General features: G+C 58.7%; 6 protein-coding genes. 2 read left to right on the top strand and 4 right to left on the bottom strand.

The window, feature by feature from the left end; all coding sequences use genetic code 11:
• Window positions 1-172: 172 nt before the first annotated feature.
• From AD659_RS28745 to AD659_RS28760, 4 genes are all read right to left on the bottom strand, one after another.
• A complete protein-coding gene (locus AD659_RS28745) occupies window positions 173-1,609 on the bottom strand; it encodes an NAD(P)(+) transhydrogenase (Re/Si-specific) subunit beta (protein ID WP_053127085.1) in 1,437 nt (478 codons plus the stop codon).
• Window positions 1,609-1,932 carry an NAD(P) transhydrogenase subunit alpha part 2 gene (locus AD659_RS28750; RefSeq protein WP_003187010.1) on the bottom strand — a complete coding sequence of 108 codons (324 nt, stop codon included), beginning with the start codon at window positions 1,930-1,932 and terminating at the stop codon, window positions 1,609-1,611. Before AD659_RS28750 ends, AD659_RS28745 begins: the two co-directional genes overlap by 1 nt.
• A gap of 15 nt (window positions 1,933-1,947) precedes the next feature.
• Complete coding sequence (locus AD659_RS28755) at window positions 1,948-3,069, bottom strand: Re/Si-specific NAD(P)(+) transhydrogenase subunit alpha (protein WP_053127087.1); 1,122 nt, start codon at window positions 3,067-3,069, stop codon at window positions 1,948-1,950.
• 434 nt (window positions 3,070-3,503) lie between these two features.
• Window positions 3,504-4,400 (bottom strand): LysR family transcriptional regulator, encoded by an 897-nt coding sequence (locus AD659_RS28760; protein WP_053127088.1) that lies wholly within the window; start codon window positions 4,398-4,400, stop codon window positions 3,504-3,506.
• Between the two features lie 156 nt (window positions 4,401-4,556).
• On the opposite strand from AD659_RS28760, the gene AD659_RS28765 reads away from it, so the two are divergent.
• Window positions 4,557-5,738 (top strand): acyl-CoA dehydrogenase, encoded by a 1,182-nt coding sequence (locus AD659_RS28765; protein ID WP_053127090.1) that lies wholly within the window; start codon window positions 4,557-4,559, stop codon window positions 5,736-5,738.
• A 13-nt stretch (window positions 5,739-5,751) separates the two neighbouring features.
• Window positions 5,752-6,972, top strand: a complete 1,221-nt coding sequence (locus AD659_RS28770) for a CaiB/BaiF CoA transferase family protein (protein ID WP_053127093.1) — start codon at window positions 5,752-5,754, stop codon at window positions 6,970-6,972.
• Window positions 6,973-7,067 lie beyond the last annotated feature (95 nt).

A 7,067-nucleotide genomic window follows, 5' to 3' on the forward strand; every position in this document is an offset into this window, starting at 1 on the left:
CGCAGTCTAGTGAATTAGCGCTGTGCCCGACCCGCTACAAAGGTCGCATTTCAGGCGTCTATTACGGGCGTTTCAGGCAAAACATCATTACCGGATCGGTAATATTTTGCCTTGATACAAATCAAAACGCCCCGACAAGTCGGGGCGTTTTGGGGTGAAGCAGCGCTGAGGTTTATTCCACCGCTTTGACCATGTCTTCGATGACCTTCTTGGCGTCACCGAACACCATCATGGTTTTGTCGAGGTAGAACAGTTCGTTGTCCAGGCCGGCATAGCCGCTGGCCATCGAGCGCTTGTTGACGATGATGGTCTTGGCCTTGAACGCTTCGAGGATCGGCATGCCGGCAATCGGCGACTTAGGATCGTTCTTCGCCGCCGGGTTGACCACGTCGTTGGCGCCCAGCACCAGCACCACGTCGGCCTGGCCGAACTCGGAGTTGATGTCTTCCATCTCGAACACCTGGTCGTAAGGCACTTCGGCCTCGGCCAGCAGGACGTTCATGTGCCCGGGCATGCGACCTGCGACCGGGTGGATCGCATATTTGACGGTCACGCCATGGTGGGTCAGCTTCTCGGTCAGCTCTTTCAGCGCATGCTGCGCCCGCGCTACCGCCAGCCCGTAGCCCGGCACGATGATCACCGTGTCGGCGTTGGTCAGCAGGAAGGTCGCGTCGTCAGCCGAGCCGGATTTCACCGGACGGGCTTCTTTCGAACCGGCCGGGCCAGCCGCATCTGCGGTGTTGCCGAAACCGCCGAGTAGCACGTTGAAGAACGAACGGTTCATCGCCTTGCACATGATGTACGAGAGGATCGCACCGCTCGAACCCACCAGCGAGCCAGCGATGATCAGCATCGAGTTGTTCAGCGAGAAGCCGATACCCGCTGCGGCCCAACCGGAGTAGCTGTTGAGCATCGAAACCACCACCGGCATGTCCGCGCCGCCGATCGGGATGATGATCAGTACACCCAGGACAAACGCCAGGGCCAGCATCAGGGCGAATGCGCCGAGGTTGCCGGTGAACATGAAGGCCAAGCCCAGGCCCAGCGTTGCCAAGCCCAGGATCAGGTTGAGCTTGTGCTGGCCACCAAACTGTACCGGTGCGCCCTGGAACAGGCGGAACTTGTATTTGCCCGAGAGCTTGCCGAACGCGATCACCGAACCGGAGAAGGTGATTGCACCAATGGCGGCGCCGAGGAACAGTTCCAGACGGTTACCGGCTGGAATCGAATCACCCAGTTGTTTGACGATGCCCAGGGACTGCGGCTCGACGACCGCCGCGATGGCAATGAACACCGCCGCCAGGCCGATCATGCTGTGCATGAATGCCACCAGCTCCGGCATCTTGGTCATCTCGACGCGCTTGGCCATGATCGAGCCGGCGGTGCCGCCAATCAGCAGGCCGACGATGACGTAGCCAATGCCGGCAGTGGCCAGCTCAGCACCGAGCTTATAGATAAGGCCCACAGTGGTGAGTACCGCCAACGCCATGCCGAGCATGCCGAACAAGTTGCCTCGGCGGGATGTGGTCGGATGCGACAGGCCTTTGAGGGCCTGGATGAAGCAGATCGACGCGATCAGATAGAGCGTCGTTACCAGGTTCATGCTCATTACTTGGGCGCCTCTTCTTTTACGGCTTTCGGGGCTTTTTTCTTGAACATCTCAAGCATGCGGCGCGTCACCAGGAAGCCCCCGAACACGTTTACCGCGGCCAGGGCCACGGCGAGGGTGCCCATGGTCTTGCCCAGAGGCGTTACGGTCAGCGCGGCGGCGAGCATGGCGCCGACGATCACGATTGCCGAAATGGCGTTGGTCACGGCCATCAACGGCGTGTGCAAAGCAGGTGTAACGTTCCAGACCACGTGGTAACCGACATAAATTGCCAGCACAAAGATGATCAGGTTGTAGATACCGGGGGAGATAAGCTCTTCCATTGTCTGAATCCCTGCTTAGGCGTTTTTGCGGATGACTTGGCCGTCGCGGCACATCAGGCACGCGGCGACGATGTCGTCTTCCAGGTTCACGTCGAACTGACCTTCCTTGGTGAAGACCAGCTTCAGGAAGTCCAGCAGGTTACGGGCGTACAGCGCCGAGGCATCGGCCGCGACTTCACCAGCCAGGTTGGTCGGGCCGCAGATAGTGACGCCGTTCTCGACGACCACCTGATCGGCCACGGTCAACGGGCAGTTACCGCCCTGGGCGGCCGCGAGGTCGATGACCACCGAGCCAGGTTTCATCTGCGCGACGGTTTCGGCACTCAGCAAAGTCGGTGCCTTGCGGCCCGGAATCAGCGCGGTGGTGATGACGATGTCGGCCTGTTTGGCTCGCTCGTGCACAGCCTGGGCCTGGCGCTGCATCCAGCTGGCAGGCATGGGCCGGGCGTAACCGCCGACACCGACCGCGCATTCACGCTCTTCGTCGGTCTCGTAAGGCACGTCGACGAACTTGGCGCCAAGGGATTCGATTTGTTCCTTGACCGCCGGCCGCACATCCGAAGCCTCGATCACGGCACCCAGGCGCTTGGCCGTGGCAATCGCCTGCAACCCGGCCACGCCCGCGCCGAGAATCAGCACGCGCGCCGCTTTCACGGTGCCTGCGGCGGTCATCAGCATCGGCATGAAGCGTGGGTAGTGGTGGGCAGCCAGCAGCACGGCTTTGTAGCCGGCGATGTTCGCTTGAGACGACAGCACATCCAGGCTCTGGGCACGGGACGTACGTGGCGCGGCCTCAAGGGCAAATGCAGTGATACCGCGTTCGGCCAGCTTGGCGATGGTTTCGTTGTTGAACGGATTGAGCATGCCCACCAGAACGGTGCCGCTCTTGATCAGCGTCAGTTCGCTGTCGCTGGGAGCGACCACCTTGAGGATCAGCTCGGCCCCGAATGCATCACTGGCGCTGCCAATGGTTGCGCCCGCCGCCTCGTAGGCACTGTCGATAACGCTGGCCTTGATACCGGCGCCGCTTTGAACAGTGACTTTATGGCCTTGGCCGATCAACTTCTTGATGGTTTCCGGGGTAGCAGCAACCCGTGTTTCACCCGTTTGGGTTTCGAGGGGAACACCAATGTGCACGTCAAATCTCCTGCGTGATCTTATTGAGTAAACCCAGGCACTTCGGATGGTGCGGCTGGGGCGGCCGATCAGCACGATCCCGCCAAACCAGGCGGGGCGCGGCATTTTGCAGGCGAAAATTCAGCCCTTCAAGGGATTATGACGGGTGACGGAAAATTAACTACAAGTCACCCTGTGACCGAATGTCGCAATTATCGATCGGCAGCCCTTGTGGGCCGTGCTTTCCAAGGATTCAGGTTCAAATTGACAATTTTTCCCATCGGCCAGATGAATAAGCGCTGATGCGCTCCGCGATATGGCTCTAAGCCATGTATTTAAACGCTTTGGAGACTACTGCACGGGTTTCATGACAGATTGACTGAATGCGACATAAACTTATATCTGTAGCGACCTTTGTTAGTTGACTACCTAAGTAGGTTTTTTATTTTTCGTTATTAATCAAGGTGATAGCTCGTTGCTTGGTTCACCAGCCAATCACGAAAAGCTCGAAGAGAGGCGGATTCGACCTTTCGATCTGGAATCATCAGGTAATAGGCCTTGATGCTCGACAGCGCGTTACGGTTGGCCACGACCAGTCGTTTCTCTGCCAGCTCGCGCTGAATCAAAAAGGGCGGAATCAGCGCGATGCCCATGTCGTGCATGGCCGCTTGGGCGAGCATGGAGAATAGTTCATAACGCGGCCCTGTCAGGTCTCGCGCAATATTCAGATTCTGAGCGTTGAACCATTGGCGCCACGCATACGGACGAGTGGTCTGCTGGAGCAAGGGCAGTTCGGCGATGGCTTCCGGTGTCAGGCTCTTGCGACCGTCTAGCAAGGTGGGACTGCATACCGGCATCGGATTTTCACCCATCAGCTTGTGGGATTCGGTACCGGACCAGTCCGCGTCACCAAAATAAATCGCGGCATCAAACTCCGTGTCCGCGAAGAGAAAGGGGCGTGTGCGGTTGGTCAAATTGACGGTGACTTCCGGATGTTGCTGCTGAAATTCCTTGAGGCGTGGCAGCAGCCATTGGGTGCCGAAAGTAGGAACCACGGCCAGCTCGATCACGTTCGCGCCGGTGTGCCCCATCACGGAAAGAGTGTCGCGCTCGACGGCATCCAATTGGGTAGCCACTCGACGGCTGTAGGAAAGTCCTGCTTCGGTCAGTTTGACGCCGCGGCGCGAGCGTCGGAAAAGCTCCACGCTGAGGAAATCCTCCAAGCTGGCGATCTGTCGGCAGATAGCGCCTTGGGTAAGAGAAAGCTCGTGCGCAGCCTTGGTGAAGCTCTCATGGCGCGCGGCAGCCTCGAAACTGACCAGGGCGACGGTGCTGGGGATTTTACGGCGCATGTACGTAAGCCTCACTCAATAACTGCATAAACCGGGTTTATGGCGTTTACGGAGTGAGAAATTAGCACAGGTTAGTGCGTAATCCTCGTTTGCCCTTGTAGGAAAGCGCGCCTAGGATCAGTCCACGACATTTATTTAATTGGCGAGGACTCTTTCATGGCCGGTAAAGCGAGCTTCAACTGGATCGATCCATTGTTGCTGGACCAGCAGCTCACCGAAGAAGAACGCATGATCCGCGACACTGCCGAGCAGTTCGCCCAGCAGAAGCTCGCACCGCGGGTGCTGGAAGCGTTCCGCCATGAGAAAACCGACCCGGCGATTTTCCGCGAGATGGGTGAAGTGGGCCTGCTGGGAGCAACCATTCCTGAGCAGTACGGCGGCAGCGGGCTGAACTACGTCAGCTACGGCCTGATCGCTCGTGAAGTGGAGCGCGTCGACTCCGGTTATCGTTCGATGATGAGCGTGCAATCCTCACTGGTCATGGTGCCGATCAATGAATTCGGGACTGAGGCGCAAAAACAGAAGTATTTGCCGAAGCTGGCGTCTGGCGAGTGGATCGGCTGCTTTGGTCTGACCGAGCCGAACCATGGTTCTGACCCGGGTGCGATGATTACTCGTGCACGCAAAGTGGAAGGCGGCTACAGCCTGACGGGCAGCAAGATGTGGATCACCAACAGTCCGATCGCTGACGTATTTGTCGTCTGGGGTAAGGACGACGCCGGTGATATCCGCGGCTTCGTTCTCGAAAAAGGCTGGAAGGGGCTGAGCGCGCCGGCTATCCATGGCAAGGTCGGGTTGCGAGCTTCGATCACCGGCGAAATCGTCATGGACAGTGTATTTGTCCCGGAAGAAAACATTTTCCCCGATGTCCGTGGCTTGAAGGGCCCGTTTACTTGTCTGAACTCCGCGCGCTACGGCATCTCCTGGGGCGCCCTTGGGGCTGCTGAGTTCTGCTGGCACACCGCTCGCCAGTACACGCTGGATCGCCAACAGTTTGGTCGTCCGCTTGCTGCGAATCAGTTGATCCAGAAGAAACTGGCTGACATGCAGACGGAAATCACGCTGGCCCTGCAGGGTTGTCTGCGCCTGGGGCGCATGAAAGATGAAGGCACCGCGGCGGTTGAGATCACTTCGATCATGAAGCGTAACTCCTGCGGCAAGTCGCTGGATATTGCCCGCATGGCGCGGGATATGCTGGGCGGAAACGGCATCTCCGATGAGTTTGGCATTGCCCGTCATCTGGTCAACCTGGAAGTGGTAAACACCTACGAAGGCACACACGACGTTCATGCGCTGATCCTGGGGCGTGCGCAAACCGGTATCCAGGCGTTCTATTAATAGGAGAACGGCCATGGGCGCGCTTTCGCATCTGCGGGTATTGGATTTATCGAGGGTCTTGGCCGGCCCTTGGGCTGGGCAGATCCTGGCGGACCTGGGGGCTGATGTCATCAAGGTCGAGCGTCCCGGCAATGGCGATGATACGCGCGCCTGGGGACCGCCCTTCTTGAAGGATGCCCAGGGCGAGAACACGACCGAAGCTGCTTATTATCTGTCGGCCAATCGCAACAAGCAGTCGGTGACCATCGACTTTACGCGGCCAGAGGGTCAGCGGCTGGTGCGGGAGTTGGCGGCCAAGTCCGATATCCTGATCGAGAATTTCAAGGTAGGTGGCCTGGCGGCGTATGGCCTGGACTATGACTCGCTGAAGGCGATCAATCCGCAATTGATCTATTGCTCGATCACCGGGTTTGGCCAGACCGGCCCTTATGCCAAGCGCGCCGGGTATGACTTCATGATCCAGGGGCTGGGGGGATTGATGAGCCTGACCGGCCGTCCTGAGGGTGATGAGGGCGCGGGGCCGGTGAAGGTGGGGGTCGCGCTGACAGATATCCTCACGGGGCTGTATTCCACCGCTGCCATTTTGGCGGCGCTGGCTCACCGCGACCACGCCGGCGGCGGGCAGCACATCGATATGGCCTTGCTGGATGTCCAGGTGGCTTGCCTGGCCAACCAGGCGATGAATTACCTGACCACGGGCAATGCGCCGAAGCGGCTGGGCAATGCGCATCCGAACATCGTGCCTTATCAGGACTTTCCTACGGCTGATGGCGATTTCATCCTGACTGTGGGTAATGACGGCCAGTTCCGAAAGTTCGCTGAGGTGGCCGGTCAGCCGCAGTGGGCTGATGATCCGCGTTTTGCCACTAACAAGCTGCGGGTGGCGAACCGGGCGGTGCTGATTCCATTGATTCGCCAGGCGACGGTGTTCAAGACCACCGCCGAGTGGGTGGTTCAGTTGGAGCAGGCAGGCGTGCCATGTGGGCCTATCAACGACCTGGCCCAGGTGTTTGCTGATCCTCAAGTTCAGGCGCGTGGATTGGCGATGGAATTGCCTCACCTACTGGCCGGTAAAGTGCCGCAGGTGGCCAGCCCGATTCGATTGTCCGAGACGCCGGTGCAGTATCGCAATGCGCCCCCTTTATTAGGGGAGCATACCCTGGAGGTATTGCAGCGAGTGTTGGGGTTGGATGAAGCGGCAGTGACGGCGTTCAGGGAGGCTGGGGTTCTTTGAGTCTTCTCTTCTATATAGAGGCGCGTTTAAAAGGCAAAAACAGCGGGTTTGCCGGTGCTGCGCAACTTATTGATAGAAAAGCGAAATTAAGGGTT

The sequence above is a fragment of the Pseudomonas thivervalensis genome (genome assembly GCF_001269655.1).
Lineage (GTDB): Bacteria > Pseudomonadota > Gammaproteobacteria > Pseudomonadales > Pseudomonadaceae > Aquipseudomonas > Aquipseudomonas thivervalensis.